The organism is Pseudomonas sp. RW10S2 (assembly GCF_014268985.1).
Taxonomy (GTDB): Bacteria; Pseudomonadota; Gammaproteobacteria; order Pseudomonadales; family Pseudomonadaceae; genus Aquipseudomonas; species Aquipseudomonas wayambapalatensis.
This window is the reverse complement of record NZ_JABWRO010000238.1, coordinates 1-1,005: the sequence shown is the minus strand read 5'-3', so window position 1 is coordinate 1,005 and position 1,005 is coordinate 1. Positions and strand designations below refer to the sequence as shown.

The following is a 1,005-nucleotide window of genomic DNA, read 5'->3' as shown; positions in this document are numbered from 1 at the left end:
CGCTGCCACAGCAGCTCGGTCGGCTGCTCGCCGAGCGGGCGATACTGCGCCTGCCAGCCGGCCTCGCCTTCAGTGAAGCTCAGGCGCAGCGCATCGTGGTGCGCGACCAGCGCCTGCAACGCCTGCTCCAGGTAACCCGCGTGCAGCGGCTGGGCAGGCTTGAGCAGCACCGACTGGTTCCAGTGGTGACGCTCGGGGATGTCGGTGTCGAAGAACGCCTGCTGGATCGGCAGCAGCGGCATCTCGCCAGTCAACGGGCCCTGCTCGATCAGTTGCGCGCCCTCGCCTTCCTGGGCCACGGTTGCCAGCCCTTGAACGGTCTGGTGCTGGAACAGCGCCTTGGGCGTGAAGCGAATGCCCGCCTGACGCGCCCGGCTGACCACTTGGATCGAGATGATCGAGTCGCCGCCCAGCTCGAAGAAGTTGTCGGTCACGCCAATCGGCGAAACCTTCAAGACTTCCTCCCAAATCGCCACCAGGCGTTTTTCCAGCACGCTGCGCGGTGCCACCTGGCGTGCCGGAGCACTGGCCTGCGGCGCTGGCAGTGCCTTGCGGTCGAGCTTGCCGTTTGGGGTCAGCGGCAGGCGTTCGAGGAACAGCCAGTGGGTCGGCACCATGTAGTCCGGCAGGCTCTGCTTGAGCCAGGCCTTGAGCGGCTCGGCATTGTCGTGCAGCGCGGGAGCGACGACATAACCCACCAGCTGGGTGCTCAGCTCGCCCTGATGCGCGATCACTGCCACTTCACGCACGTCGGCATGAGCCTGCAGGCGCGCTTCGATTTCACCCAGCTCGATACGCAGGCCGCGCACCTTCACCTGATGGTCCACACGCCCGGCGTACTCCAGCACGCCGTCTTCGCGGTAGCGCGCCAGGTCGCCGGTGCGGTACAGCCGCGAGCCATCCGCCGCGAACGGGTCCGGCAGGTACTTCTCGGCGGTCAGGCCCGGACGCAGCAGGTAGCCGCGGGTGATGCCTTCGCCTGCCAGGTACAGCTCCGCCGTCGCC

1 protein-coding gene is annotated in these 1,005 nt (G+C 67.6%); it reads right to left on the bottom strand.

The features are described from left to right. The coding region (locus HU729_RS25530; RefSeq protein ID WP_186711922.1) for a phosphopantetheine-binding protein at window positions 1-1,005 on the bottom strand (1,005 nt) is incomplete at both ends.